The sequence below is a fragment of the Streptomyces sp. NPDC045967 genome, assembly GCF_056430495.1.
Genome location: NZ_JBWKLE010000001.1, coordinates 786,194 through 811,606, shown reverse-complemented (window position 1 = coordinate 811,606; position 25,413 = coordinate 786,194). Strand labels below are relative to the sequence as shown.

The window sequence follows — 25,413 nt, the reverse complement described above, 5'->3', positions numbered from 1 at the left end:
CGACGACAGTTCCAGGCACGTGTCAGCCACTACAAACGACGCGGTTACACACCACCAGAAGCCAACAAACCATCACAGAAAACACCGTTGCAGTACTAGGCGTGTCGTGGGGAGCCCCGGACAACGGCGAGGGCCCCCGGCACGATCGTGCCCGGGGGCCCTCACACGTGGGCGGTCAGACGTTGAAGCCGAGCGCGCGCAGCTGCTCGCGGCCGTCGTCCGTGATCTTGTCCGGGCCCCACGGCGGCATCCACACCCAGTTGATGCGCAGTTCGTTGACGATGCCGTCCGTCGCCGACTTCGCCTGGTCCTCGATGACGTCCGTCAGCGGGCAGGCCGCCGAGGTCAGGGTCATGTCGAGGGTGGCGATGTTCGCGTCGTCGATGTGGATGCCGTAGATCAGGCCCAGGTTGACGACGTCGATGCCCAGCTCGGGGTCGACCACGTCGTAGAGGGCCTCGCGGACCTCCTCCTCGGTGGCCGGCTTGGTCGACGCCTCGGGCGTCGCGTTCTCGGTCATGCCGTCTTCCTCTCCGCGTCGCCCAGTGCCTGGGCCGTCGCGTCCTTCCACGCCATCCAGCTCAGCAGAGCACATTTCACCCGCGCGGGATACTTGGAGACGCCGACGAACGCGACCGCGTCCTCCAGCACCTCCTCCATCTCCTCGGTCGGCTCCAGCTTGCCCTTGGACTGCATCAGCTCCAGGAACACTCCCTGGATCTTCTGCGCCTCGGCGAGCTCCTTGCCGACGAGCAGCTCGTTCAGTACGGACGCGCTGGCCTGGCTGATGGAGCAGCCCTGGCCCTCGTACGAGACGTCGGTGAGCGTCTCGCCGTCGTACTTCACGCGCAGCGTGATCTCGTCCCCGCAGGTCGGGTTGACGTGGTGCACCTCGGCGTCGCCGTCGCGCAGGCCACGCCCGTGCGGGTGCTTGTAGTGGTCCAGGATCAGTTCCTGGTACATCGAATCCAGCTTCACAGCGTCCTCGTCCTCGTCGCCTGGCTCAGCCGAAGAAGTTCCGTACGTGCTCCAGCCCGTCGACCAGTGCATCGACGTCGGCCGGAGAGGTGTACAGATAGAAAGACGCCCGGGTGGTCGCCGGAATTCCGTACCGCAGGCAGACCGGGCGCGCGCAGTGGTGTCCCACGCGGACGGCGATGCCCTGCTCGTCCAGGACCTGGCCGACGTCGTGCGGATGGATGTCGCCGAGCACGAAGGAGATCGCCGCTCCGCGGTCCTCGGCCGTGGTGGGGCCGATGATTCGCAGGTCGGGCACCTCGGCGAGGCGCTTGATCGCGTACTCGGTGATCGCGTGCTCGTGCGCGGCGATCTTGTCCATGCCGATCGAGTTGAGGTAGTCCACCGCCGCGCCGAGGCCGACGGCCTGGGCGATCGGGGGCGTACCCGCCTCGAACTTGTGGGGCGCCGGGGCGTAGGTCGAGGCGTGCATCGACACGGTCTCGATCATCTCGCCGCCGCCGAGGAACGGGGGCAGGTCCTCCAGCAGCTCCTGGCGGCCCCAGAGCACGCCGATGCCGGTCGGACCGCACATCTTGTGGCCGGTGAAGGCCACGAAGTCGGCGCCGAGCTCCTGGACGTCCAGCGGCATGTGCGGGGCGGCCTGGGAGGCGTCGATCAGCACCAGCGCGCCGACGTCCTGGGCGCGCCGGACGATCGCCTCGACGGGGTTGACGGTGCCCATGATGTTGGAGACCAGCGTGAAGGAGACGATCTTCGTCTTCTCCGTGATGACCTCTTCGATGTTGGACAGGTCGAGCCGGCCGTCGTCGGTGAGGCCGAACCACTTCAGCTTCGCACCGGTGCGCTGCGAGAGCAGCTGCCACGGCACGATGTTGGAGTGGTGCTCCATCTCCGTGATGGCGATCTCGGTGTCGCGGTCGACCCGGTAGGGCTCGTCCGCCCAGCCGAGCATGTTCGCGACCAGGTTGAGCGACTCCGAGGCGTTCTTGGTGAAGATCACCTCGTCGCGGCTCGGCGCGTTGATGAAGGCGGCGACCTTGTCGCGGGCACCCTCGTACAGCGCCGTGGCCTCCTCGGCCAGCACGTGCACGCCACGGTGGACGTTGGCGTTGTGCTGCTCGTAGTACTCGTTCAGCGCGTCGAGCACCTGGCGCGGTTTCTGCGAGGTCGCCGCGTTGTCCAGGTAAACGATCTTCTTCCCGTCGTGGACCACACGATCCAGCAGGGGGAAGTCCTTGCGGATCGCCTCGGTGTCGAGGAGGCCAGGCAGCTGTGTCACGCGGTCGCGCCACCCTTCACGTACTTGTCGTAGCCCTCGGCCTCCAGCTGGTCGGCGAGCTCGGCGCCGCCGGACTCGGCGATGCGGCCGTTCGCGAACACGTGAACGAAGTCGGGCTTGATGTAGCGCAGGATGCGCGTGTAGTGGGTGATCAGCAGGGTGCCGACCTCGCCGCCCTCGCGCACGCGGTTGACGCCCTCGGAGACGACGCGCAGGGCGTCGACGTCCAGACCGGAGTCGGTCTCGTCGAGGATGGCGATCTTCGGCTTCAGGAGCTCCAGCTGGAGGATCTCGTGGCGCTTCTTCTCACCGCCGGAGAAGCCCTCGTTGACGTTGCGCTCGGCGAAGGCCGGGTCCATCTGGAGCTGCTCCATCGCGGACTTGACCTCCTTCACCCAGGTGCGCAGCTTCGGGGCCTCGCCGCGGATGGCGGTGGCGGAGGTGCGCAGGAAGTTGGAGACCGACACACCGGGGACCTCGACCGGGTACTGCATGGCGAGGAAGACGCCGGCGCGGGCGCGCTCGTCGACGGACATCTCGAGGACGTCCTCGCCGTCGAGGGTCACGGTGCCACCGGTGATGGTGTACTTCGGGTGACCGGCCAGCGAGTACGCCAGCGTGGACTTCCCGGAGCCGTTCGGACCCATGATGGCGTGCGTCTCACCCTGCTTGACGGTGAGGTCGACGCCCTTGAGGATCTCGCGGGCGCCGTTCTCGGCCTCGACGGAGACGTGCAGGTCGTGGATTTCAAGCGTTGCCATGGATACCTCAGGACTCCTGGGTGAGGGAGACGAGCACGTCGTCCCCTTCGATCTTTACGGGGTATACGGGAACGGGGCGTGTCGCGGGCAGACCCGAGGGCTTGCCGGTGCGCAGGTCGAAGGCCGACCCGTGCAGCCAGCACTCGATCATGCAGTCCTCGACCTCGCCCTCCGAGAGGGAGACGTTCGCGTGCGAGCAGATGTCGTTGATCGCGAACACCTCGCCCCCGGTGGAGACGATGGACACGGGCGTGCCGTCGAGTTCCACCCTCTTGGGGGTGTTCTCCTCCAGCTCGCTCAGCGCGCAGGCCTTGACGTAGTTCATCAGACGGAACCCTGGAGTTCGGTCTCGATCCTGTCGATCAGGCGCTCCTCGATGTCCGGGACACCGATCTGCTGGACGAGCTCCGTGAAGAAGCCGCGCACCACCAGGCGGCGGGCCTCGTCGGCCGGGATGCCGCGGGCCTGGAGGTAGAAGAGCTGCTCGTCGTCGAAGCGGCCGGTCGCCGAGGCGTGGCCGGCACCGACGATCTCGCCGGTCTCGATCTCCAGGTTCGGCACCGAGTCGACCCGCGCGCCGTCCGTGAGGACCAGGTTGCGGTTCATCTCGTAGGTGTCGGTGCCCTCGGCGGTCTTCTCGATGAGCACGTCACCGATCCAGACGGCGTGGGCGTCCTGGCCCTGCAGCGCGCCCTTGTAGACCACGTTCGACTTGCAGTGCGGGGCGTCGTGCTTGACCAGGAGGCGGTGCTCCTGGTGCTGGCCGGCGTCCGTGAAGTACAGGCCGAGCATCTCGGCCTCGCCGCCGGGGCCCGCGTAGCTGATGCGCGGGTGGAGGCGGACGAGGTCGCCGCCGAAGGTGACGACCACGGACCTGAAGCCGGCATCGCGGCCGACCAGGGCGTTGTGCTGCGAGGTGTGCACGGCGGTGTCGTCCCAGTCCTGGACGGACACGAAGGTCACCTTGGCGCCGTCGCCGACGAGGATGTCGACGTTGGCGGCGCGCACGCCGTCACCGGTGTGGTCGATCACGATGACCGCCTCGGCGAACGGCTTGATGTCGAAGACGGTGTGCCCGAAGGTCGTACCGCCCTCGCCGTGCAGCGCGACGCGGATCGGCTCGGCGAGCACGGTCTCCTTGGGCACGGTCACGACCGTGGCCTTGGCGAACGCGGAGAAGGCCTGGGCGGCGACCCGGTCGACGGGGGCGCCGGCCTTGCCGATCCGCTCGTCGCCGCGCTCGACCGACTCGACCGTGACGCCCTCGGGCGCGTCGATCTGGGCCTTCATGGTGCCGTTGGCGACCGCGGTGCCGTCGTGCAGGCCCTTGAGGCGGGCGAGGGGGGTGAAGCGCCACTCCTCCTCGCGGCCGTTCGGGACCGGGAAGTCGGCCACGTCGAAGGACGGGGGCGCGCTCATCCGGGTGGCGACGGTGGACTCGGCGGCCACCGCGATCGCGCCGGCGGTGGTGGAGCCCGCCGGAATGTTCTGAGCCTCAGCCATGGCTGTCGTCTTGCTCTCTTCCTACGTACGTCTAACGGATGTGCTGCGGGACGGGGCGGCCGGTCCTAGCCGACCGAACCCTCCATCTGCAGCTCGATCAGCCGGTTGAGCTCCAGCGCGTACTCCATCGGCAGCTCCTTCGCGATCGGCTCGACGAAGCCGCGCACGATCATGGCCATGGCCTCGAACTCGGTCAGGCCGCGGGCCATCAGGTAGAAGAGCTGGTCGTCGGAGACCTTGGAGACGGTCGCCTCGTGGCCCATCGTCACGTCGTCCTCGCGGACGTCCACGTAGGGGTAGGTGTCCGAGCGGGAGATGGTGTCGACGAGCAGGGCGTCGCAGAGCACGTTGGACTTGGAGCCGTGCGCGCCTTCGCCGATCTCCACCAGGCCGCGGTAGGAGGTGCGGCCGCCGCCCCGGGCCACCGACTTGGAGACGATGTTCGAGGAGGTGTTCGGCGCCATGTGGACCATCTTGGAACCGGCGTCCTGGTGCTGGCCCTCGCCCGCGAAGGCGATGGACAGGGTCTCGCCCTTGGCGTGCTCGCCCATCAGGTAGACGGCCGGGTACTTCATGGTGACCTTGGAACCGATGTTGCCGTCGATCCACTCCATGGTCGCGCCCTCGTACGCCACGGCGCGCTTGGTGACCAGGTTGTAGACGTTGTTCGACCAGTTCTGGATGGTCGTGTAGCGGCAGCGGCCGCCCTTCTTCACGATGATCTCGACCACGGCGCTGTGCAGCGAGTCCGAGGAGTAGATCGGGGCGGTGCAGCCCTCGACGTAGTGGACGTAGGCGTCCTCGTCGACGATGATCAGCGTCCGCTCGAACTGGCCCATGTTCTCCGTGTTGATGCGGAAGTAGGCCTGGAGCGGGATGTCCACGTGGACACCCTTGGGGACGTAGATGAACGAGCCGCCGGACCACACGGCGGTGTTCAGCGAGGCGAACTTGTTGTCGCCGACCGGGATGACCGTGCCGAAGTACTCCTGGAAGAGCTCCGGGTGCTCCTTGAGCGCGGTGTCCGTGTCAAGGAAGATCACGCCCTGCTCCTCCAGGTCCTCGCGGATCTGGTGGTACACGACCTCGGACTCGTACTGGGCGGCGACACCGGCGACGAGGCGCTGCTTCTCCGCCTCGGGGATGCCGAGCTTGTCGTACGTGTTCTTGATGTCCTCGGGCAGGTCCTCCCACGAAGCGGCCTGCTTCTCGGTGGAGCGCACGAAGTACTTGATGTTGTCGAAGTCGATGCCCGACAGGTCGGAGCCCCAGTTCGGCATGGGCTTCTTGCCGAAGAGCTTCAGCCCCTTGAGGCGGAGGTTCAGCATCCACTCCGGCTCGGACTTCTTCGCCGAGATGTCGCGGACGACGTCTTCGGACAGACCCCGCTTGGCAGCCGATCCGGCCGCGTCGGAGTCGGCCCAGCCGTATTCGTAGGTGCCCAGGCCATCGAGCTCAGGGTGAGCAGTCTCCGTGGTCATGCGGGGTTCCTCCCGGCCGTACTTGCAGATACTGATGTGTCGGTCTGTGTGGCGCCCGCACTCCGCGGAATGAACGTGGTGCACACCCCGTCGCCGTGGGCGATCGTGGCGAGACGCTGCACGTGGGTCCCGAGCAGGCGGGAGAAGACCTCGGTCTCCGCCTCGCACAGCTGCGGGAACTGCTCGGCGACGTGTGCGACCGGGCAGTGGTGCTGGCAGAGCTGTTCACCGCTGTGCGGACCGGGAGCGCTCTTCGCCGTAGCAGCGTACCCGTCCGCGGTCAACGCCCTGGCAAGGGCCTCCGTGCGCCCCTCCGGGCCGGCGGCCTCGACGGCCTCCCGGTAGGTCTGCGCCTGCGCTTCCATCCGGGCCCGGGCGAAGGCGGAGACGGCCGCCTCGCCCTGCTCGCCGCCGCCGACGGACTGCGCGATCCAGCGCAGGGCGTCCGCGGCGAGCTTGTCGTAGGACTGGTCGAAGGCGTCGCGGCCGCAGTCGGTGAGCGCGAAGACCTTGGCGGGCCGGCCCCGGGTGCGGGCGCCGTACACGCGCTGCTCGCGGGAGGCGACCACGTCGTCGGCGACGAGCGTGTCGAGGTGGCGGCGGACGGCCGCCTGGGTGAGGCCGAGGCGCTGGGCGAGGTCCGCGACGGTGGACGGGCCGTGGTCCAGGATGGACCGCGCCACCCGGTTGCGGGTGGACCGCTCCCCGGTGGCGAGCTCCCCCTGGGGGGCCTCGATCTGCCGTTCGCCGTTTTTCACAACGCCATTGTTGCGTAAATAGTCGAGCAGCGACAAGCCGTGACCGAGGCCACTCCTGGTGGCCTCCATCACTAAGGGTTACCTTATTTGTCGACGCAGAGTTATACGGAGGGAGAAATTCCGCATCTCTCCAGGCGGGCTCCACCGGCCCTCCGCCCGGCCTCCACCAGCGGACCTCCGCCCGCGGCGCCGCCGCGAACGGCGGCCCCGGAGTCCGGAAAGGATCACCCAGCGACGCGGGGCCATCAGGACCGCGGAACAGGAAACCGGGCAGAAAACCGGACGGGCAACCGGACGGAAAGGGGGCCGGGCACCCCGGACCCGGGGCCGGGGGCCCCTCCCCGGGCTCCGTAGACTCACTCCCCATGAGCAACGACCCCGCCGTGGAGATCCGCGGACTGGTGAAGAGGTACGGCGCCAAGCCGGCGGTGGACGGCCTGGACCTCACCGTCCCCCGGAACTCCGTGACCGCCGTCCTCGGTCCCAACGGCGCGGGCAAGACCACCACCGTGGAGACCTGCGAGGGCTTCCGCCGGCCCGACGCCGGGACCGTCCGCGTCCTCGGCCTCGACCCGGTCGCCCAGGCCGGGGCACTGCGCCCGCGGATCGGGGTGATGCTCCAGTCCGGAGGCGTCTACTCCGGCGCCCGCGCCGTCGAGATGCTCCGCCACATGGCCGCGCTCCACGCCGAGCCCCTCGAGGTCGGCCCCCTGGTGGAGCGCCTCGGACTCGGCGGCTGCGGCCGCACCCCCTACCGCCGGCTCTCCGGCGGCCAGCAGCAGCGCCTGGCCCTTGCCATGGCCGTGGTGGGCCGCCCCGAGCTGGTCTTCCTCGACGAGCCCACCGCCGGACTGGATCCGCAGGCCCGCCGCGCGACCTGGGACCTCGTACGGGAGCTGCGCGCCGACGGGGTCACCGTCGTCCTCACCACGCACCACATGGACGAGGCGGAGCAGCTCGCCGACGAGGTCGCCATCGTGGACGCGGGCCGGGTCATCGCCCACGGCAGCCCCGAGCTGCTGTGCCGGGGCGGCGCCGAGAACACCCTGCGCTTCACCGGCCGCCCCTCCCTGGACCTCGCCTCGCTGCTCAAGGCGCTGCCCGACGGGACGCAGGCCGCCGAGCTGACCCCCGGCGTCTACCGGGTCACCGGGGACGTCCACCCCCGGCTGCTGGCCACCGTCGCCTCCTGGTGCGCCCAGCACGGCGTGATGCCGGACAGCCTCTCCGTGGAGCGGCACACCCTGGAGGACGTCTTCCTCGAACTCACGGGCAAGGAGCTGCGCGGATGAGCGCCGGCACGTTCACCCCCCGCCCGGGCGCGGCGCCCGTCTCCCGCATGATCCTCGCGCAGACGGCCCTGGAGACCCGGATGCTGCTGCGCAACGGGGAGCAGCTGCTGCTGACGGTGGTCATCCCGGCGCTGCTGCTGAGCCTCTTCTCCGCCGTGGACATCGTGGACACGGGTGCCGGGAAGTCGGTGGACTTCCTCGCCCCCGGCATCCTGGCGCTCGCCGTCATGTCCACCGCCTTCACCGGTCAGGCCATCGCCACCGGCTTCGACCGCCGGTACGGGGTCCTCAAGCGGCTCGGGGCCTCCCCGCTGCCGCGCTGGGCCCTGATGGCCGCCAAGACGCTGTCCGTGCTGGTCACCGAGGTCATCCAGATCGCCCTGCTGACGGCGATCGCCTTCGCCCTCGGCTGGTCCCCGCACGGGAACCCGCTGGCGGTGGCCGCGCTGATCCTGCTCGGTACGGCCGCGTTCTCCGGGCTGGGCCTGCTGATGGCCGGCACCCTCAAGGCCGAGATGACCCTGGCCGCCGCCAACCTGGTGTTCCTGCTCCTGCTGGTCGGCGGCGGGGTGATCGTGCCCCTGGAGAAGTTCCCGGAGGCCCTCCAGCCGGTCCTCGGCCTGCTGCCCGTCACGGCGCTGTCCGACGGTCTGCGGGAGGTCCTCCAGCACGGCGCCGCGCTGCCGTGGGCGGACGCGGCCGTGCTGGCGGCCTGGGCCGCCGTGGGCCTGGGGGCCGCCGCGCGCTGGTTCCGCTGGGAGTGAATCCCTTCCCCTCCCGGTGGCGTTGCCGGGAGGATGGACGCCTCCACACATGAAGCCGGGGGGCGGACATGGTGCAGCGGGAGGCCGTTCTTCGGCTGGACGAGCAGTGGGCGCGGGTGCGGTCGGGGGCGGCGCACGCACAGCCGCAGGAGCGCGAGCGACTGCTGGACGAACTGATCGCGGCCCTGCGCACCCACCCGGAGGACCCGGAGTGCGTCGCGCTGCTGGGCCTGCGCCTGTCGGACCGAGCCACGCTGCGTTTCGCCGACGGGGACCGCGCCACCGCCCTCGCGCTGATCGAGGAAGGGCTGCGCAGCTCCGAGCGGGCGGCTCCGTACGCCGCCGAGTTCGCCCGCTGGTACGCCCGCGGGCTGATCAACCACGGGGTGTGGCTCGCCTGGCCGCTGAGCGACGCGGACCGGCTGCCGAGGCATCCGCTGGGTCCGGCGGGCACGCGGGGGCCCTCGGCCGTGGAGCGGGCGGCCGGGGAGCGCGCCCGTGATCTGACCCGGGCCGCCGTCGCGGTGTGGGAGGGCCTGGACCAGCGGGAGCCGGTCAACCGCCGGGGCCTGGCCCAGGCGAAGGTGTTCCTCGGGGACCGGCTCGCGGAGCTGGGCGCCACGCAGGACGCGGTGGCCTGGGCCGTGGACGCCGAGTCGGACTTTCGCCGGCTGCTCCTCGCGGACCACGGCCCGGAGGAGTCCGCGGAGGCCGAGGCGGCCCTGGACCACCTGGGCCGGCAGCTCGAACTGCGGCTGCGCCACCTGTCCTTCGACTCGCTGGCGGGCCTGCGCGCGAAGGGGCTGCTGCCGGAGCGGCTGCTGCCCCAGGCCGTGGTGGCCGCCCGGATCCAGGGGGCGACGGAGCCCGCCATCGCGGCCCGGCTGGGCCTGGACGGGGAACAGGTGCGCACGATGCTGGAGGTCACGCCCTGGCTCGCGGTGTGGCGGGTGGAGGTGCGCGGTCCCGACGGGCTGTGGCGCGTGCTCGACCATCCCTGGCACAGCGCCACCGAGGTGAGGAACAGGACGGCGCACGACGTGGGGGCCGAACTGGTCCGGGCGTTCGAGGTCTCCGCGGACCGTCCCGGCGCCGGCGTCCCGTGGCGCATCCACCTGTGGTGGCACGAGGAGGGCGACCCGGCGGGCGCCCGGTTCCGGCTGGTCTCGGGTTCGGGCGGGCCACCGGACACCCCCTCGTGAAACTTTGCACAAGGCTCCGCCTACGATAGGGGCCGTGTTGAACCCATTCGCCTTCATCGCCGGCCGCTGGACTCCGTCACCCCGGATCGTCCGGCGCGCCGCGCTCGCCGCGCTCGTCATGAGCGTGGCCATCGTCGTCACCGGCGGCGCGGTGCGGCTCACCGGTTCCGGTCTCGGCTGCGACACCTGGCCCAAGTGCACGGACGACAGCCTGATCGCGACGCAGGCGCAGGGCTTCCACGGCGCCATCGAGTTCGGCAACCGGATGCTGACGTACGTGCTCTCGGGCGCCGTCGGCTGGTACATCCTCGCGGCCCGCTCGGCCAAGCCCTGGCGGCGCTCGCTGACCAGGCTCGGCTGGCTCCAGTTCGTCATCGTGCTGGCCAACGCCGTACTCGGCGGCATCACCGTCATGACGGGCCTGAACCCCTACAGCGTCGCCGGCCACTTCCTGCTCGCCACCTCGCTGATCGCGGTGACCACCGTCAGCTGGCAGCGCACCGCCGAGGGCGACACCGCCCCCCGCCCCCGCGTGCCCGGCCCGGTGCGCAAGCTGTCGTGGGCCCTGCTCGCGACGACGCTCGTGCTGATCGCGGCGGGCACCGTCGTCACCGGTTCCGGTCCCCACGCCGGTGACAGCAGCGAGATCCGGCGGATGCCCTTCGACTGGGCGGCCACCGCCCACGTGCACGCGATCGCCGCCTGGCTGGTGTGCGCGTTGGCCGTGGCGATGTGGCTGGTGCTGCGCGTGGTCGACGCCCCCGCCGACACCCGGGCGCGCGCCCGTGACCTGCTGATCGTGCTCCTGGCCCAGGGCGCCGTCGGCTACGTGCAGTTCTTCACCCAGCTGCCCGAGCTGCTCGTCGCCGCGCACATGCTCGGCTCCTGCCTGGTGTGGATCGCGGTGCTGCGCGTCGCGCTCAGCCTGCGCGAGCGGCCGCGGGCGCAGGCGGGGATCCCGGCCCAGGGCGATGCGCAGCTCTCCTCGGTCTGACCGGACCGAGGGGGGTCACCCCCGCTCGTCGAGCCGGTAGACGCGCCGGGCGTTGTCCGCGGCGACCATCGCGGCCACCCGGCCCGCGTCCCGCCAAGTCCAGGCCCCGTCGGCGACCCAGCCGCCCAGGACCCGGCCCAGCGCCTCCCGGAACACCAGGGCGCCGACCGCGTGCAGCTCGGGCAGCCGCCGCCCGCCGCTGGAGAACAGCAGCTTCCCGAACGGCGCGAGCTCCAGCAGTTCGGCCAGGACCGCCGCCGCCCGCGCCCCGGTCTGCCCGAGGGCCCCGCCCGCGTCCGCGTAGACGTGCGGGAAGGCCGCGGCCAGCTGCGCCGTCTGCCGGTGGTAGGGGTATCCGCCGAGCAGGACCAGCCGGGTGCCCGGCCCCGCGGTGGCCCGGACGAACCCCGTCAGCGGCGCCGGGTCCGCCGCTCCGGTGTGCAGTTGCAGCGGCAGCCCGCAGGCGACCGCGCTCCACACCAGGTGCCGCAGCAGGACCGGGTCCCGCAGGGCCCCGCCCCTGGCCCGCCGCTCCAGCCACCGGCCGGCCGCCCCGCGCACCTCGCCCGGATCGGGCGGTTCGGGCGCACCGGCCAGGGCGGACGGATGGCAGGCGGCGGGCCCGCAGGTGAAGGCCACCGCTCCGGTGGCGGCGTGGTGCACGGCGCCGGCCAGGTTGGCGAGGAAGGCGGCCACCGTCCCGGAGGTGTCGGCGACCTGTTCGGCCAGCGGCTCCAGCCGGACCGCCTCGAAGGCCGCGGCGTCCCCCGCCAGGGCCAGTTCCTTGGGGCCGGTCAGGTCCCCGGCCGCGCCCGAGTCGACCACGAAGGCGGCGACCCCGGCGCCGCGCAGAAGCAGCCGCGCGGACTCGGCCGCGCCCAGCTCGCGCCGGCGGGCCAGGTAGCGGGCGGGGTCGGCGTACGGCTCCAGCCCCAGCAGCGGCGGGCACCAGCGACGCACCGCGAAACCGGTCTGCGTGTCGAAGGAGGTGGTGCCCGCGGCGGGCGGGCCGGCCGAGCGGACCAGCTGGGCCTCGAAGGTGCCCAGACCCAGCTCGGTGCGGAGCACACCGTGGCAGTACTGGTCCACCAGGGGCGGCGTTTCGATCATCCGGGCATCCCGTTGCGGACGTGAGGAAGGGGCTTCCACACGTCCTAACGGGTGAGCGGGGTGTGAGGTGTTGCTCGCGCTGTTGACCGAGCGGCCACCTGCGGCCCTCCGGACGGCCTCGGGGAGAGGCTCAGGCCGCCGGGTTCGCGGGTCCGCCGAGCTGGATGCCGGCCATCCGCGTCCACTCGTACGGGCCGGTGCGCACGCGCGCCGCGAACTCCCCGTCGAACTCCTCGTGGAGCGCCAGCCCGGCCTTCTCCACGGCCAGCCGCGCCACCTCGAAGGACGGGGCCACCAGGTCGCCCCACTCCCCGTCGGTGCCGACGAGCACGATCCGGGTGCCGGCCTGGCCGATGTGGGCGACGTGGCCCTCGGCGCCGCCGTGCCGGCCGGCGAACGCGCCGATCTGCCGGGCGAGCTTCGCCGCCGTGCGGTCCTGCTTCTTGTCCGCGGTCGCTGCGGTGGTGTCTGCGGTGTCTGCCATGGACGGCATGCTACCGGCGAGTAATCAACGGAGGAAGGGATCCACGGCCACCGCCACGAACAGCAGCGACACGTAGGTGATCGACCAGTGGAACAGGCGCATCTCCTTGAGCTTCGGGCCCGTCACCCCGGCCTTGGCCCGCGCGTGCAGCGCGTGCGCCTCCCACAGCCACCAGCCGCCCGACACCAGCGCCACCGCCGTGTAGAACCAGCCGGTGTACCCCAGCGGCGTGAGCAGCAGCGAGACGGCCACCATCACCCAGCTGTAGAGGACGATCTGGCGGGCGACGGCCCTGTTCCCCGCCACGACGGGCAGCATCGGCACGCCGACCCGCGCGTAGTCGTCCTTCACCTTCATCGACAGCGGCCAGTAGTGCGGCGGCGTCCAGAAGAAGATGACCAGGAACAGGATGACCGCGGCCCACGAGACCTCGTTCTTGACCGCGGACCAGCCGATGAGGACCGGCATGCAGCCCGCGATGCCGCCCCAGACGATGTTCTGGGCGGTGCGCCGCTTCAGCAGCATCGTGTAGACCACGACGTAGAAGAGCAGCGCGCCGAGCGCGAGGGCGGCCGACAGCCAGTTGACCAGCAGGCCGAAGAAGAGGGTGGAGACCACCGCGAGGCCGATGCCGAAGACCAGGCATTCGCGCGGGCTGACCATGCCGGTCACCAGCGGGCGCTGCGCGGTCCGGTCCATCAGCGCGTCGATGTCGCGGTCGATGTACATGTTCAGCGCGTTGGCGCCGCCCGCGGACAGGTACCCGCCGAAGCAGGTGGCCAGGACCAGCCAGAGCGAGGGCACGCCCTGCTCGGCGAGGAACATGACCGGCACTGTGGTGATCAGCAGAAGTTCGATGATCCGCGGCTTGGTCAATGCCACGAAAGCCATGGCCCGGGCCCCGAACGGCCGGTGACCGGCGCTCGTCGCGAGCACCCCCGCTGGACGGGATTCGACGGCCGTCACGCACACCCCTGAGAGAGAAACCAGCAAGCCCCACAAGGGCTTGCACGTACCACGCCACTGTAGACGTTGGTCATACGTCGCCCTGCGCGGGGGTCGCATCGTGTTGGTCCGAACGGAGCCGGTGCACCGGTGACGGCACGGTGACTGTCTGCGGACACTCGAATAGCTGCACGCCCTCACGGGGGTAGGCTCGGAATCGCGCCGGTGCGACCGTCCGTCACCGGGAACAGACATGTGGAGAGGAGCCCTGACCCACGGTGAGCACCAAGCCGACCACCACAGAGCTCGAGTGGACCGAACTGGACCAGCGGGCCGTCGACACCGCCCGCGTTCTGGCCGCTGACGCGGTCCAGAAGGTCGGAAACGGCCACCCCGGTACGGCGATGAGCCTGGCCCCCGCCGCGTACACCCTCTTCCAGAAGGTGATGCGGCACGACCCGGCGGACCCCGAGTGGGTGGGCCGCGACCGCTTCGTGCTCTCCGCGGGGCACTCGTCCCTCACCCTGTACACCCAGCTCTACCTCGGCGGCTTCGGCCTGGAGCTGGACGACCTCATGTCGTTCCGCACCTGGGGCTCGAAGACCCCGGGCCACCCGGAGTACGGCCACACGGCCGCCGTCGAGACCACCACCGGCCCGCTGGGCCAGGGCATCGCCAACGCGGTGGGCATGGCCATGGCCGCCCGCTACGAGCGCGGCCTGTTCGACCCCGAGGCCCCCCAGGGCGCCTCCCCGTTCGACCACATGGTCTACGTGGTCGCGGGCGACGGGTGCCTCCAGGAGGGCATCTCGCACGAGGCGTCCGCGCTGGCCGGCCACCAGAAGCTCGGCAACCTGGTGCTGCTGTGGGACGACAACCACATCTCCATCGAGGGCGACACCGAGACGGCCGTCTCCGAGGACACCCTGCGGCGCTACGAGGCGTACGGCTGGCACGTCCAGCGCGTCGAGCAGCAGGAGAGCGGCGACCTCGACCCGAAGGCGCTCTACGCGGCCCTGCAGGCCGCCAAGGCCGTGACGGACCGCCCGTCCTTCATCGCGGCCCGCTCCATCATCGCCTGGCCCGCCCCGCACGCCCAGAACACCGAGGCCGCGCACGGCTCGGCGCTCGGCGACGACGAGGTCGCGGCCACCAAGCGCGTCCTCGGCTTCGACCCGGAGCAGACCTTCGAGGTCTCCGACGAGGTCCTCGCGCACACCCGCAAGGCGCTGGACCGGGGCCGCGAGGCCAAGGCCGCGTGGGAGAAGGACTTCTCCGCCTGGCGCACCGCCAACCCCGAGCGCGCCGCGGAGTTCGACCGCATCCAGGCCAACGAGCTGCCCGCGGGCTGGGAGGACCACCTCCCCGCCTTCGAGACCGGCAAGGGCGTCGCCACCCGCGCCGCTTCCGGCAAGGTGCTCCAGGCCCTCGGTGCGGTCATCCCCGAGCTGTGGGGCGGCTCCGCCGACCTCGCCGGCTCCAACAACACCACCATCGACAAGGAATCCTCGTTCCTGCCGGTGGGCAACCCGCTGCCGGAGGCCGATCCGTACGGCCGCACCATCCACTTCGGCATCCGCGAGCACGCCATGGCCGCGGCCATGAACGGCATCGCCCTGCACGGCCACACCCGCATCTACGGCGGCACCTTCCTGGTGTTCTCCGACTACATGCGCAACGCCGTGCGCCTGTCCGCGCTGATGCACGTGCCGGTCACCTACGTGTGGACGCACGACTCCATCGGCCTCGGCGAGGACGGCCCGACCCACCAGCCCGTCGAGCACCTGGCCTCGCTGCGCGCCATCCCGGGCCTGAACCTGGTCCGCCCGGCCGACGCCAACGAGACCGCCATCGCCTGGCGCCAGATCCTGCGCCGCCACACCAAGGTGTACGGCAAGGGCGCCCCGCACGGTCTGGCGCTCACCCGCCAGGGCGTGCCGACCTACGAGCGCAACGAGGACGCCGCCAAGGGCGGATACGTGATGTTCGAGGCGGAGGACTCCTCCGGTCAGCGCGCGGAGCCGCAGGTCGTCCTCATCGGCACCGGCTCCGAGGTGCACCTGGCCGTCGAGGCCCGCGAGCAGCTGCAGGCCGAGGGCGTCCCCACCCGCGTCGTCTCCATGCCGTGCGTGGAGTGGTTCGAGGAGCAGGACCAGGCGTACAAGGACAGCGTCCTGCCGCCCTCCGTCAAGGCGCGCGTCGCGGTCGAGGCGGGCATCGGCCTGACCTGGTACCGCTACGTGGGCGACGCGGGCCGGATCGTCTCGCTGGAGCACTTCGGTGCCTCGGCCGACGCCAAGGTGCTCTTCCGCGAGTTCGGCTTCACCCCCGAGCGCGTCGCGGCCGCCGCACACGAGTCCCTCGCCGCCGCCGCGCGCTGACGCCGGTACAACACCAGTAGGAGATGCAATCCCCATGACAGACGCACTCAAGCGCCTCTCCGACGAGGGCGTGGCGATCTGGCTGGACGACCTGTCCCGCAAGCGCATCACGTCCGGCAACCTGGCCGAGCTCATCGACCAGTCGCACGTGGTCGGTGTCACGACCAACCCGTCGATCTTCCAGAAGGCCATCAGCCAGGGAGACGGCTACGACCAGCAGCTGTCCGACCTCGCGGCCCGCAAGGTGACCGTGGAGGAGGCCATCCGCATGATCACGACGGCGGACGTCCGCGACGCCGCCGACATCCTGCGCCCGGTCTACGACCGCACCGACGGCCAGGACGGCCGCGTGTCGATCGAGGTCGACCCCCGGCTCGCCCACAACACCCACGCGACCGTCGCCGAGGCCAAGCAGCTCGCCTGGCTGGTGGACCGCCCGAACACACTCATCAAGATCCCGGCGACCGAGGCCGGCCTGCCGGCGATCACCGAGGTCATCGGCCGGGGCATCAGCGTCAACGTCACGCTGATCTTCTCGCTGGAGCGCTACCGCGCGGTCATGGACGCGTACCTGGCGGGTCTGGAGAAGGCCAAGGCCGCCGGCCTGGACCTCTCCCTGATCCACTCGGTCGCCTCCTTCTTCGTCTCCCGCGTGGACACCGAGATCGACAAGCGCCTGGACGAGGTCGGCACCGACGAGGCGAAGGCCCTGAAGGGCAAGGCGGCCCTCGCCAACGCCCGTCTGGCCTACCAGGCGTACGAGGAGGTCTTCTCCTCGGACCGCTGGGCCGCCCTGGAGCGCGTCGGAGCGAACAAGCAGCGTCCGCTGTGGGCCTCGACGGGCGTCAAGGACCCGGCGTACAAGGACACCCTGTACGTGGTCGACCTGGTCGCCCCGAACACGGTGAACACCATGCCGGAGGCCACCCTGGAGGCCACCGCCGACCACGGGCAGATCGCCGGAGACACCGTCCGCGGCACCTACGAGCAGGCCCGTGCCGAGCTCGACGCGGTCGCGAAGCTCGGCGTTTCGTACGACGATGTGGTGCAGCTGCTCGAGGACGAGGGCGTCGAGAAGTTCGAGGCGTCCTGGAACGACCTGCTGAAGTCGACCGAGGCGGAGCTCGAGCGCCTCGCCCCCACGGAGGCCTGAACAAGTTGACTGTGAACGGAGCGAACCCGCTTCGTGACGCACAGGACCGGCGGCTCCCGCGCATCGCGGGGCCGTCCGGCCTGGTCATTTTCGGCGTTACGGGTGACCTGTCGCGCAAGAAGCTGATGCCGGCCGTCTACGACCTGGCCAATCGCGGCCTGCTGCCGCCGGGCTTCTCCCTCATCGGGTTCGCCCGCAGGGAGTGGGAGCACGAGGACTTCGCCCAGGAGGTGTACGAGGCCGTCAAGGAGCACTCGCGCACCCCCTTCCGGGAGGAGGTCTGGCAGCAGCTGGTGCAGGGCTGCCGCTTCGTCCAGGGCGACTTCGACGACGACACCGCCTTCGAGACGCTGAAGGCGACGATCGACGAGCTGGACAAGGCCCAGGGCACCGGCGGCAACTTCGCCTTCTACCTGTCCGTCCCGCCCAAGTTCTTCCCCAAGGTGGTCCAGCAGCTCAAGGACCACGGTCTGGCGCAGAAGGAGGGCTCCTGGCGGCGTGCCGTCATCGAGAAGCCCTTCGGCCACGACCTGAAGAGCGCCGAGGAACTCAACAAGGTCGTCCACGAGGTCTTCCCCCGGGACGAGGTCTTCCGGATCGACCACTACCTCGGCAAGGAGACCGTCCAGAACATCCTGGCGCTCCGCTTCGCCAACACGATGTTCGAGCCGATCTGGAACCGGTCGTACGTCGACCACGTGCAGATCACCATGGCCGAGGACATCGGCATCGGCGGCCGGGCCGGCTACTACGACGGCATCGGCGCGGCCCGGGACGTCATCCAGAACCACCTGCTCCAGCTGCTCGCGCTGACCGCGATGGAGGAGCCCGGCACCTTCCACCCCAAGGCGCTGGTGGCGGAGAAGCTCAAGGTCCTCACGGCCGTGGAGCTCCCCGAGGACCTGGGCAAGCACACCGTGCGCGGCCAGTACTCGGCGGCGTGGCAGGGCGGCGAGAAGGTCGTCGGGTACCTCGAAGAGGACGGCATCGACCCCAAGTCCAAGACCGACACCTACGCGGCCATCCGCCTGGAGATCAACAACCGCCGCTGGGCGGGAGTCCCCTTCTACCTGCGGACGGGCAAGCGCCTGGGCCGCCGGGTGACCGAGATCGCGGTCGTCTTCAAGCGGGCCCCCTACCTGCCGTTCGAATCCGGCGCGACCGAGGAGCTGGGGCAGAACGCCCTGGTCATCCGGGTCCAGCCGGACGAGGGCGTCACGGTCCGCTTCGGCTCGAAGGTTCCGGGCACCTCCATGGAGGTCCGGGACGTCACGATGGACTTCGCGTACGGCGAGTCCTTCACGGAGTCGAGCCCCGAGGCGTACGAGCGGCTCATCCTGGACGTCCTGCTCGGCGACGCGAACCTCTTCCCGCGTCACCAGGAGGTCGAACTGTCCTGGAACATCCTCGACCCGATCGAGGAGTACTGGGACAAGCACGGCAAGCCCGCGCAGTACCCGGCGGGCACCTGGGGGCCGGTCGAGGCGGACGAGATGCTCGCACGAGACGGACGGAGCTGGCGCCGGCCATGAAGATCGACCTCACGGAGACCAACTCCAGCAAGATCAACGCCGCGCTGGTCAAAGCCCGCCGGGACATCGGCACGCCGGCCATCGGCATGGTCCTCACGCTGGTGATCGTGACCGACGAGGAGAACGCGTACGACGCGCTCAAGTCGGCCAACGACGCGTCCCACGAGCACCCCTCGCGGATCGTCGTCGTCATCAAGCGGGTCAGCCGCTCGCCGCGCAGCCGCCAGAGCGCCCGTCTCGACGCGGAGATCCGCGTGGGGGCGGACTCCGGCACCGGTGAGACGGTCGTGCTCCGCCTGCACGGCGAACTGGTCGACCACGCCCAGTCGGTGGTCCTGCCCCTGCTGCTGCCCGACGCCCCCGTGGTCGTCTGGTGGCCGGACGGCGCTCCCGCCGACCTGGCGGGCGACCCGCTGGGTGCGCTGGGGCAGCGCCGGATCACGGACACGTACTCCTGCGAGGACCCGATCGGGGCGCTCGGCGCCCGGGCCGCGGCCTACGCACCCGGGGACACGGACCTCTCGTGGACCCGGGTCACCCCGTGGCGCTCGATGCTGGCGGCCGCGCTGGACCAGCAGAACCTGTCGGTCGCCTCCGCGACCGTCGAGGGCGAGTCGGAGAACCCGAGCTGCGAACTGCTGGCCATGTGGCTGGCGGACCGGCTCCACGTCCCCGTCCGGCGCACGCCGTCGGCGGGGCCGGGCCTGACGGCCGTACGGCTGGAGACCAAGGACGGCGCGATCGTCCTGGACCGGGCGGACGGATCGCTGGCGACGCTGTGCATGCCGGGGCAGCCCGACCGTGCGGTGGCGCTCAAGCGCCGCGACACGGCCGAGCTGCTCGCGGAGGAGCTGCGCCGGCTGGACCCGGACAACACCTACGAGGCTTCGCTGAAGTTCGGCGTGGCGAAGCTGGACGCGTCCCCTCCGGCCGAGGCCCCGGCCCTGCCGGAGGCCGCTGCCGAGGCTCCGGCGAAGGCCGGGGCCCCCGCCGGGGCCGCCTCGAAGCCGGCGGCCAAGCCGGCGAAGAAGGCCGCGGCCAAGTAGCACCCCGAGCGCCGGACGGGCTGGACGTCCTCCAGCCCGTCCGGCGTTCGAGGCGCGGGGCAGCGACTCCGCGCAGCAGTCCGCACCCCACCGCGACGAACGACAAGGCGGCAGCACATGGGTATGACGACTCCCCAGGTCGTCGTCCACCGGGACAAGGAGCTGATGGCCCAGGCCACGGCGGCCCGGCTCATCACGAAGATCGTGGACGCTCAGACGGCCCGCGGCACGGCCTCCGTGGTCCTCACCGGCGGCCGCAACGGCAACGGCCTCCTCGCGGCGCTGGCCGCCGCCCCGGCCAGGGACGCGGTCGACTGGTCCCGGCTGGACCTGTGGTGGGGCGACGAGCGCTACGTCCCCGCCGACGACCCCGAGCGCAACCACACCCAGGCCCGCGAGGCCCTGCTGGACTCCGTCCCCGTGGACCCCGCCCGGGTGCACGCCATGCCCGCCTCGGACGGCCCGTACGGCCCCGACGTGGACGCGGCGGCCGCGTCGTACGCCGCCGAGCTGGCCGGGGCGGCGGGTCCGGAGGACCACGGCCCGGTCCCCACCTTCGACGTACTGATGCTGGGCGTGGGCCCGGACACCCACGTGGCCTCGCTGTTCCCGGAGCACCCGGCGGCCCGCGAGACCGAGCGCACGGTGGTCGGCGTCCACGGCGCCCCGAAGCCGCCGCCCACCCGGATCTCTCTCACCCTGCCGGCCATCCGCGCGGCCCGCGAGGTCTGGCTGCTCGCCGCCGGCGAGGACAAGGCCGGTGCGGTGGCCATCGCACTGGGCGGCGCCGGCGAGGTCCAGGCCCCGGCGGCGGCGGCCCACGGCCGCTCCCGCACCCTGTGGCTCCTGGACCGCGCGGCCGCCGCGCACCTGCCGCCCGGGATGTACCCGCCCCCCTCCTGAGCGGGCGGCGGGCACACCCCGTCGGTTGCCTCCTACTGTCAGCCGCGCCCGCGCAGCTCGCGGTAGACGGCCACCAGGGCCTTGGTGGAGGCGTCCAGGCCGGGCACGTCCGCGCCCCGGGTCAGGGCGGGTTCGACGCGCTTGGCGAGGACCTTGCCGAGCTCCACGCCCCACTGGTCGAAGGAGTCGATGTTCCACACCGCGCCCTGGACGAACACCTTGTGCTCGTACAGGGCGATCAGCTGTCCCAGCACCGCCGGGGTGAGGTCGGCGGCCAGGATGGTGGTCGTCGGGTGGTTGCCGTGGAACGTCTTGTGCGGGACCAGGGATTCGGGGGCGCCCTCCGCCCGGACCTCCTGCGCGGTCTTGCCGAAGGCGAGCGCCTGGGTCTGCGCGAAGAAGTTCGCCATCAGCAGGTCGTGCTGGGCGGCGAGGGCCGGCTCCAGCTCCGCCACCGGCCGGGCGAAGCCGATGAAGTCCGCGGGGATCAGCTTGGTGCCCTGGTGGATCAGCTGGTAGTAGGCGTGCTGCCCGTTGGTGCCGGGCGTGCCCCACACCACGGGTCCGGTCTGCCACTCCACCGGATCGCCCTCGCGGTCCACCGATTTGCCGTTGGACTCCATGTCCAGCTGCTGCAAGTAGGCGGTGAACCGGGAGAGGTAGTGGCTGTACGGGAGCACCGCGTGCGCCTGGGCGTCGAAGAACGCCCCGTACCAGATCCCCAACAGTCCCAGCAGCAGCGGGGCGTTCTCCTCCGGGGGCGCCGTGCGGAAGTGCCGGTCCATGGTGTGGAAGCCGCCGAGCATCTCGCGGAAGGCGTCCGGGCCGATCGCGATCATCAGCGAGAGCCCGATGGCCGAGTCGAAGGAGTAGCGGCCGCCGACCCAGTCCCAGAACTCGAACATGTTGGCCGGATCGATGCCGAAGTCCGTGACCTTCTCACCGTTGGTCGACAGCGCCACGAAGTGCCGTGCGACGGCCGCCTGGTCACCCCCCAGGCCGGCCAGCAGCCACTGCCGGGCCGACGTGGCGTTGGTGATGGTCTCGATGGTGGTGAAGGTCTTGGAGGCGATGATGAACAGGGTCTCCGCCGGGTCCAGGTCGCGCACCGCCTCGTGCAGGTCCGCGCCGTCCACGTTGGACACGAAACGCACCGTCAGATCGCGGTCGGTGAAGGCCCGCAGGGCGTCGTACGCCATCGCGGGACCGAGGTCGGAGCCGCCGATGCCGATGTTGACGACGTTCCTGATGCGCCGTCCGGTGAAGCCGGTCCACTCCCCCGTCCTGACCCGGTCGGAGAAGGCCGCCATCTTGTCGAGGACGGCGTGCACCGCCGGGACGACGTTCTCGCCGTCGACCTCGACGACGGCGTCCGCCGGGGCGCGCAGGGCGGTGTGCAGGACCGCCCGGTCCTCGGTCGTGTTGATCTTCTCGCCGCGGAACATCGCCTCGCGCAGCTCGGCCACGCCCGTCGCCGCGGCCAGTTCGCGCAGCAGGGTCAGCGTCTCGTCGGTCACGAGGTGCTTCGAGTAGTCGATGTGCAGGTCCCCGACCCGCAGCGTGTAACCGGTGCCCCGCCCCGGATTCTGCTCGAACAGCTCCCGCAGATGCGTCTGCCCGAACTCCTCCCGGTGCTTGCCGAGTGCGAACCACTCCGGCATCCGGTTGAGCTTCCCACGGCTGTCTGCGTTCATCTCGGACATCAACCCACTTCTTCCGTCCTGTCGTGCCCCGCCGATCACCAACTTAAGGGATGTGAAGCGGACCAACACACACAAAGAGGCCCGGCCCCGCCGGAGATCTCTCCAACGGGGCCGGGCCTCGTGTCACATGTCCGTTCGGGCGCTCAGATCTCGCCGCGCAGCTTGGCGAGGGCCTCGGCGAGGATCGCCTCGCCGTCGGCGTCCGTGCGCCGTTCCCGTACGTACGCCAGGTGCGTCTTGTAGGGCTCGGTGCGCGGCGGCGCGGGCGGGTTGTCCCGGTCCTGGCCGGCCGGGAACCCGCAGCGCGGGCAGTCCCAGGTGTCCGGCACCTGCGCGTCGCTGGCGAAGCTCGGCTGCGTCTCGTGCCCGTTCGAGCACCAGAAGGAGATGCGCAGGCGGGGCGCGGACTCGCCGCGCTCGGCCTCGCCCATCGGCCCCGCTCCGACCCGGCTACCACGGATCGCGTTGCCACTTGCCACGGTCGTAACTCCCCTGCGTGATGGTGCCGCCAAGCATGAGGTATGTCTGCTCAACGCACCCCGGGTACGCGGCCCCAACTCACGTGCGCCGTGCGCCGGGACGTGCCCTTCAGGTGCGGGGAGCAGAATAACTCCTTCCGCAACCAGGGTGCAGGGCCTCATTCTAGGCCGGGCTCCGGGCAGCGGACTGCCGGTTGGCCAGAACGGTCAGCCGCTCACTTCATCAGCAGACCGAGCGCGACGATGCAGGCGAACCAGAACAGGCCGACCACGACGGTGATGCGGTCCAGGTTCCGCTCCGCCACGGAGGAGCCGCCGACCGACGACTGCATGCCGCCGCCGAACATGTCGGAAAGGCCGCCGCCCTTGCCCTTGTGCATCAGCACGAGCAGCATCAGCAGGCCGCTGAAGACGATCAGGGCGATCGAGAACCCCATAATCACGGCTGGTTCCTACTTTCTGGCTTTTCTGGCTTTCCGGCTGTGCGGGATGTGCGCGCGGGGGCCAGTGGCTGTGTCCAGCCCGCTGGCCCCCGCAAGGGTACGACGGATCCGCCCTACCGCATACTCACCGCCGGCCTACTGGTCGCGGAAGCGGACGATCTTGACGAACTCGTCCGCGTCCAGCGCCGCGCCGCCGATGAGCGCGCCGTCGACGTCGGGCTGGGCCATGATCGCGGCGATGTTCCCGGACTTCACCGAGCCGCCGTACTGGATGCGGACCTTGTCGGCCAGCTCCTGGGAGTACAGCTCCGCGAGGCGGCCGCGGATGGCCCCGCAGACCTCCTGGGCGTCCTCGGGGGTGGCGACCTCGCCGGTGCCGATGGCCCAGACGGGCTCGTACGCGATCACGATGGACTCGACCTGCTCGGCCGGGATGTCCTTGAGGCCGCCGTCGACCTGGGCCAGCGTGTACGGCACCTGCTGGCCGGCCTTGCGGATCTCCAGGCCCTCGCCGACGCAGAGGATCGGAGTGATCCCGTGCCGGTAGGCGGCCTTGACCTTGGCGTTGCAGAGCTCGTCGCTCTCGCCGTGGTACTGGCGGCGCTCGCTGTGGCCGACGGCCACGTACGCGCACTTCAGCTTCGCCAGCATCGAGCCGGAGATCTCGCCGGTGTAGGCGCCGGAGTCCTGCGCGGAGATGTCCTGGGCGCCGTACTTGATCTTCAGCTTGTCGCCGTCGACCAGGGTCTGGACCGAGCGGAGGTCGACGAAGGGCGGCAGGACCGCGACCTCGACGGCGTCGTAGTCCTTGTCGGTGAGGGCGAAGGCGAGCTTCTGGACGTGGGCGATGGCCTCGAGGTGGTTGAGGTTCATCTTCCAGTTGCCCGCCATCAGCGGGGTGCGGCCGGTTTCGCTTGCGGTCATGACGGGTCAGCCCTCCAGGGCGGCGAGGCCGGGGAGCGTCTTGCCCTCGAGGTATTCGAGGGAGGCGCCGCCACCGGTGGAAATGTGGCCGAAGGCGTTCTCGTCGAAGCCCAGGATGCGGACCGCGGCGGCGCTGTCGCCACCGCCGACCACGGTGAAGGCGCTGCTGTCGACGAGGGCCTGCGCGATGGCGGTGGTACCGCCCGCGTAGTCGGGGTGCTCGAAGACGCCGACGGGGCCGTTCCAGAAGACGGTCTCGGCATCGGCGATCTTGGACGCGTAGAGCTCGCGCGTCCGGGGGCCGATGTCCAGGCCCTCCTTGTCGGCCGGGATCTTGTCCGCGTCGACGGTGTCGAAGTCGGCCGGGGTCTTGCCCTTGAGGTCGGGGAAGTCCGTGGAGACCAGCACGTCGACGGGGAGGACCAGCTCGACACCGGTGTCCTTCGCGCGCTGCATGTACTCGGTCACCTTCGGGATCTGGTCCTCCTGGAGGAGGGAGATGCCGACCTCGTGGCCGAGGGCCCTGAGGAAGGTGTAGGCCATGCCGCCGCCGATGAGGATGCGGTCGGCCTTGCCGAGCAGCTGGTCGATGACGTCGAGCTTGTCGGAGACCTTCGCGCCGCCGAGGACGACGACGTAGGGGCGCTCGACCTCGTCGGTCAGCTTCTTCAGGACACCGACCTCGGTGGCGATGAGGTAGCCGGCCGCGTGCGGGAGGCGCGCGGGGAGGTCGAAGACCGAGGCGTGCTTGCGGTGGACGGCGCCGAAGCCGTCGCCGACGTAGAGGTCGGCGAGCTCCGCGAGCTGGTCGGCGAAGGCGCCGCGCTCGGCGTCGTCCTTCGCGGTCTCACCGGCGTTGAAGCGCAGGTTCTCGATGACGGCGACCTGGCCGTCGGCGAGGGCCGCGACGGTCTCCTTGGCGGAGGCGCCGACGGTGTCGGTGGCGAACGCGACGTCCTCACCGAGCAGTTCGCCGAGCCGCTTCGCGGCCGGGGCGAGCGAGAAGGCCGGGTCGGGAGCGCCCTTGGGGCGGCCCAGGTGCGAGGCCACGATGACGCGGGCGCCGGAGGCGGCGAGCTTCGCGATCGTGGGCTGGACGGCGCGGATGCGGCCGTCGTCGGTGATGCTGCCCTCGGCCAGCGGGACGTTGAGGTCGGCGCGGACGAATACCCGCTTGCCCTTGACGCCCTCGGCGAGCAGTTCGTCGATCGTCTTCATGTGTTCCTACTCCTTTGGGCCCTTCTCGCGAAGGGCGAGGAAGGGAGAACGAGACAAGCGACAGGGCCCGTGCGGCG

General features: G+C 70.8%; 25 protein-coding genes. 9 read left to right on the top strand and 16 right to left on the bottom strand.

The annotated features are described in order from the left end of the window. Positions 1–175: 175 nt before the first annotated feature. From AC07FY_RS03860 to AC07FY_RS03825, 8 genes are all read right to left on the bottom strand, one after another. The gene (locus AC07FY_RS03860) at positions 176–520 is read right to left on the bottom strand and encodes a metal-sulfur cluster assembly factor (protein ID WP_030027092.1); all 345 of its coding nucleotides are present in this window, start codon (positions 518–520) and stop codon (positions 176–178) included. Beyond that, on the bottom strand, positions 517–978 hold the full coding sequence (sufU, locus tag AC07FY_RS03855) for a Fe-S cluster assembly sulfur transfer protein SufU (protein ID WP_215142066.1): 462 nt from the start codon (positions 976–978) through the stop codon (positions 517–519). Before sufU ends, AC07FY_RS03860 begins: the two co-directional genes overlap by 4 nt. A 25-nt stretch (positions 979–1,003) precedes the next feature. After that, on the bottom strand, positions 1,004–2,260 hold the full coding sequence (locus AC07FY_RS03850; protein ID WP_478999784.1) for a cysteine desulfurase: 1,257 nt from the start codon (positions 2,258–2,260) through the stop codon (positions 1,004–1,006). Continuing rightward, positions 2,257–3,021 (bottom strand): Fe-S cluster assembly ATPase SufC, encoded by a 765-nt coding sequence (gene sufC, locus AC07FY_RS03845; protein WP_478999783.1) that lies wholly within the window; start codon positions 3,019–3,021, stop codon positions 2,257–2,259. The genes AC07FY_RS03850 and sufC overlap by 4 nt, the downstream gene beginning before the upstream one ends. A gap of 7 nt (positions 3,022–3,028) precedes the next feature. After that, a complete protein-coding gene (locus AC07FY_RS03840; RefSeq protein ID WP_478999781.1) occupies positions 3,029–3,346 on the bottom strand; it encodes a bifunctional 3-phenylpropionate/cinnamic acid dioxygenase ferredoxin subunit in 318 nt (105 codons plus the stop codon). After that, positions 3,346–4,524, bottom strand: a complete 1,179-nt coding sequence (gene sufD, locus AC07FY_RS03835) for a Fe-S cluster assembly protein SufD (protein ID WP_478999778.1) — start codon at positions 4,522–4,524, stop codon at positions 3,346–3,348. The genes AC07FY_RS03840 and sufD overlap by 1 nt, the downstream gene beginning before the upstream one ends. 65 nt (positions 4,525–4,589) lie before the next feature. Beyond that, positions 4,590–6,005: a Fe-S cluster assembly protein SufB gene (gene sufB, locus AC07FY_RS03830; protein ID WP_478999775.1), complete on the bottom strand. Its 1,416-nt coding sequence runs from the start codon at positions 6,003–6,005 to the stop codon at positions 4,590–4,592. Beyond that, positions 6,002–6,763: a helix-turn-helix transcriptional regulator gene (locus AC07FY_RS03825; protein ID WP_478999773.1), complete on the bottom strand. Its 762-nt coding sequence runs from the start codon at positions 6,761–6,763 to the stop codon at positions 6,002–6,004. The genes sufB and AC07FY_RS03825 overlap by 4 nt, the downstream gene beginning before the upstream one ends. Positions 6,764–7,128: 365 nt before the next feature. Here AC07FY_RS03825 and AC07FY_RS03820 point away from each other — a divergent pair, with 365 nt between their 5' ends. From AC07FY_RS03820 to AC07FY_RS03805, 4 genes are all read left to right on the top strand, one after another. Beyond that, positions 7,129–8,055, top strand: a complete 927-nt coding sequence (locus AC07FY_RS03820; protein WP_478999771.1) for an ABC transporter ATP-binding protein — start codon at positions 7,129–7,131, stop codon at positions 8,053–8,055. Next, positions 8,052–8,819, top strand: a complete 768-nt coding sequence (locus AC07FY_RS03815) for an ABC transporter permease (RefSeq protein WP_478999769.1) — start codon at positions 8,052–8,054, stop codon at positions 8,817–8,819. The genes AC07FY_RS03820 and AC07FY_RS03815 overlap by 4 nt, the downstream gene beginning before the upstream one ends. 68 nt (positions 8,820–8,887) lie before the next feature. Continuing rightward, positions 8,888–10,021, top strand: coding sequence for a hypothetical protein (locus AC07FY_RS03810; RefSeq protein WP_478999767.1), 1,134 nt, complete (start codon positions 8,888–8,890; stop codon positions 10,019–10,021). 4 nt (positions 10,022–10,025) lie between these two features. After that, positions 10,026–11,015 (top strand): COX15/CtaA family protein, encoded by a 990-nt coding sequence (locus tag AC07FY_RS03805; RefSeq protein WP_478999765.1) that lies wholly within the window; start codon positions 10,026–10,028, stop codon positions 11,013–11,015. Positions 11,016–11,030: 15 nt separating this feature from the next. Here AC07FY_RS03805 and AC07FY_RS03800 read toward each other — a convergent pair whose 3' ends face one another. From AC07FY_RS03800 to AC07FY_RS03790, 3 genes are all read right to left on the bottom strand, one after another. Beyond that, complete coding sequence (locus AC07FY_RS03800) at positions 11,031–12,125, bottom strand: amidohydrolase family protein (protein WP_478999763.1); 1,095 nt, start codon at positions 12,123–12,125, stop codon at positions 11,031–11,033. A gap of 130 nt (positions 12,126–12,255) precedes the next feature. Next, the gene (locus AC07FY_RS03795) at positions 12,256–12,618 is read right to left on the bottom strand and encodes a hypothetical protein (RefSeq protein ID WP_478999761.1); all 363 of its coding nucleotides are present in this window, start codon (positions 12,616–12,618) and stop codon (positions 12,256–12,258) included. A 15-nt stretch (positions 12,619–12,633) separates the two neighbouring features. Then, a complete protein-coding gene (locus AC07FY_RS03790) occupies positions 12,634–13,575 on the bottom strand; it encodes a heme o synthase (protein ID WP_478999759.1) in 942 nt (313 codons plus the stop codon). A 257-nt stretch (positions 13,576–13,832) separates the two neighbouring features. Between AC07FY_RS03790 and tkt the strand changes: the two genes are divergently transcribed. The 5 genes from tkt to pgl all read left to right on the top strand — a co-directional run bounded on the left by tkt (position 13,833) and on the right by pgl (position 20,569). Then, a complete protein-coding gene (tkt, locus tag AC07FY_RS03785) occupies positions 13,833–15,935 on the top strand; it encodes a transketolase (protein ID WP_478999757.1) in 2,103 nt (700 codons plus the stop codon). Positions 15,936–15,969: 34 nt separating this feature from the next. After that, positions 15,970–17,088, top strand: a complete 1,119-nt coding sequence (gene tal, locus AC07FY_RS03780) for a transaldolase (RefSeq protein WP_478999755.1) — start codon at positions 15,970–15,972, stop codon at positions 17,086–17,088. A gap of 5 nt (positions 17,089–17,093) precedes the next feature. Beyond that, positions 17,094–18,620, top strand: coding sequence for a glucose-6-phosphate dehydrogenase (zwf, locus tag AC07FY_RS03775; protein WP_478999753.1), 1,527 nt, complete (start codon positions 17,094–17,096; stop codon positions 18,618–18,620). Beyond that, a complete protein-coding gene (gene opcA / locus AC07FY_RS03770; RefSeq protein ID WP_478999751.1) occupies positions 18,617–19,666 on the top strand; it encodes a glucose-6-phosphate dehydrogenase assembly protein OpcA in 1,050 nt (349 codons plus the stop codon). Before zwf ends, opcA begins: the two co-directional genes overlap by 4 nt. Before the next feature lie 123 nt (positions 19,667–19,789). Then, a complete protein-coding gene (gene pgl, locus AC07FY_RS03765; RefSeq protein WP_478999749.1) occupies positions 19,790–20,569 on the top strand; it encodes a 6-phosphogluconolactonase in 780 nt (259 codons plus the stop codon). Between the two features lie 38 nt (positions 20,570–20,607). On the opposite strand, the gene pgi is transcribed toward pgl, so the two are convergent. The 5 genes from pgi to AC07FY_RS03740 form a co-directional block, all read right to left on the bottom strand. Beyond that, complete coding sequence (gene pgi / locus AC07FY_RS03760; protein WP_478999915.1) at positions 20,608–22,263, bottom strand: glucose-6-phosphate isomerase; 1,656 nt, start codon at positions 22,261–22,263, stop codon at positions 20,608–20,610. Positions 22,264–22,415: 152 nt separating this feature from the next. Next, complete coding sequence (locus AC07FY_RS03755) at positions 22,416–22,751, bottom strand: RNA polymerase-binding protein RbpA (protein WP_007263454.1); 336 nt, start codon at positions 22,749–22,751, stop codon at positions 22,416–22,418. 215 nt (positions 22,752–22,966) lie between these two features. Then, positions 22,967–23,188 (bottom strand): preprotein translocase subunit SecG, encoded by a 222-nt coding sequence (gene secG, locus AC07FY_RS03750; protein WP_478999912.1) that lies wholly within the window; start codon positions 23,186–23,188, stop codon positions 22,967–22,969. Between the two features lie 141 nt (positions 23,189–23,329). Continuing rightward, positions 23,330–24,118, bottom strand: coding sequence for a triose-phosphate isomerase (gene tpiA / locus AC07FY_RS03745; protein WP_478999747.1), 789 nt, complete (start codon positions 24,116–24,118; stop codon positions 23,330–23,332). 6 nt (positions 24,119–24,124) lie between these two features. Next, positions 24,125–25,336 carry a phosphoglycerate kinase gene (locus AC07FY_RS03740; RefSeq protein ID WP_478999745.1) on the bottom strand — a complete coding sequence of 404 codons (1,212 nt, stop codon included), beginning with the start codon at positions 25,334–25,336 and terminating at the stop codon, positions 24,125–24,127. Between the last annotated feature and the right edge of the window lie 77 nt (positions 25,337–25,413).

Excerpts from the sequence above, each read along its gene's own strand:
- AC07FY_RS03860 (WP_030027092.1), bottom strand. The coding sequence starts at position 520 with ATGACCGAGAACGCGACGCCCGAGGCGTCGACCAAGCCGGCCACCGAG.
- AC07FY_RS03840 (WP_478999781.1), bottom strand. The coding sequence starts at position 3,346 with ATGAACTACGTCAAGGCCTGCGCGCTGAGCGAGCTGGAGGAGAACACC.
- sufB (WP_478999775.1), bottom strand. The coding sequence starts at position 6,005 with ATGACCACGGAGACTGCTCACCCTGAGCTCGATGGCCTGGGCACCTAC.
- sufD (WP_478999778.1), bottom strand. The coding sequence starts at position 4,524 with ATGGCTGAGGCTCAGAACATTCCGGCGGGCTCCACCACCGCCGGCGCG.
- tal (WP_478999755.1), top strand. The coding sequence starts at position 15,970 with ATGACAGACGCACTCAAGCGCCTCTCCGACGAGGGCGTGGCGATCTGG.
- sufC (WP_478999783.1), bottom strand. The coding sequence starts at position 3,021 with ATGGCAACGCTTGAAATCCACGACCTGCACGTCTCCGTCGAGGCCGAG.
- AC07FY_RS03820 (WP_478999771.1), top strand. The coding sequence starts at position 7,129 with ATGAGCAACGACCCCGCCGTGGAGATCCGCGGACTGGTGAAGAGGTAC.
- pgl (WP_478999749.1), top strand. The coding sequence starts at position 19,790 with ATGACGACTCCCCAGGTCGTCGTCCACCGGGACAAGGAGCTGATGGCC.
- opcA (WP_478999751.1), top strand. The coding sequence starts at position 18,617 with ATGAAGATCGACCTCACGGAGACCAACTCCAGCAAGATCAACGCCGCG.
- pgi (WP_478999915.1), bottom strand. The coding sequence starts at position 22,263 with ATGAACGCAGACAGCCGTGGGAAGCTCAACCGGATGCCGGAGTGGTTC.
- AC07FY_RS03810 (WP_478999767.1), top strand. The coding sequence starts at position 8,888 with ATGGTGCAGCGGGAGGCCGTTCTTCGGCTGGACGAGCAGTGGGCGCGG.
- AC07FY_RS03815 (WP_478999769.1), top strand. The coding sequence starts at position 8,052 with ATGAGCGCCGGCACGTTCACCCCCCGCCCGGGCGCGGCGCCCGTCTCC.
- AC07FY_RS03800 (WP_478999763.1), bottom strand. The coding sequence starts at position 12,125 with ATGATCGAAACGCCGCCCCTGGTGGACCAGTACTGCCACGGTGTGCTC.
- AC07FY_RS03795 (WP_478999761.1), bottom strand. The coding sequence starts at position 12,618 with ATGCCGTCCATGGCAGACACCGCAGACACCACCGCAGCGACCGCGGAC.
- secG (WP_478999912.1), bottom strand. The coding sequence starts at position 23,188 with ATGGGGTTCTCGATCGCCCTGATCGTCTTCAGCGGCCTGCTGATGCTG.
- tpiA (WP_478999747.1), bottom strand. The coding sequence starts at position 24,118 with ATGACCGCAAGCGAAACCGGCCGCACCCCGCTGATGGCGGGCAACTGG.
- AC07FY_RS03740 (WP_478999745.1), bottom strand. The coding sequence starts at position 25,336 with ATGAAGACGATCGACGAACTGCTCGCCGAGGGCGTCAAGGGCAAGCGG.